A 633-nucleotide genomic window follows, 5' to 3' on the forward strand; every position below is an offset into this window, starting at 1 on the left:
CCTCCGGTGCCGCCGTCCCGCCGGGCTCGGGTGCGGTGGTTGGCCCGGGCGTTGGACCGGTGCCGGCGTCCGTGCTGCCGCCGCTGCCCGCGCCGGGGTCGCGTTCGATGGTGTCCAGGATCTGCGCCTTGAACCCGTTGAGCCGGCCCTGGATTTCGGACAGGGGATAGTCCCCGAGGTTCCGCCCGAATTCGGCGATCTGCTCCCAGAGGGCGGACAGTTCGGCCATGCCGGCCTCGCTGAGCGGCCCGTCGAGGGTGGTGACCAGCTGGCTGGCCAGGGCGTAGGTGAGGCAGTCGACGCAGTTGTAGTTCGCCGCGGCGGAGAGGTTCTCGGGCACGACGACGTCGGCCTGCCCCAGGACCAGGACCACCTGGAAGCCGACGGCGACGGCCGTGCAGCCGGTGCAGCTGGCGAAGGCGTAGGCCCCGTTGGTGGCATCGACCGGCCCGTCCCCGGCCCAGACCAGGGCGAACGCGACGTCGTAGACCACCGAGCCGTCCTCGGTGTTCACCGCCAGGGCCTGGTTCCCGTCCTCGGCCGGGGCCGGCGGCTTGTCGAAGGGAAACACCCAGGCCGGGGCCGGCGCCGCGGCCGGCCGTTCCGCGGCGGGAACGCCGCCGCCGGCCGCGT

Annotated in this window: 1 pseudogene; it reads right to left on the reverse strand. The window is 73.9% G+C overall.

The features are described from left to right. Nucleotides 1-633 (reverse strand): annotated as a pseudogene (locus ACFQ36_RS23265) (hypothetical protein); the annotation flags it as partial.

This window comes from Arthrobacter sp. GCM10027362 (genome assembly GCF_042679445.1).
GTDB lineage: Bacteria > Actinomycetota > Actinomycetes > Actinomycetales > Micrococcaceae > Crystallibacter.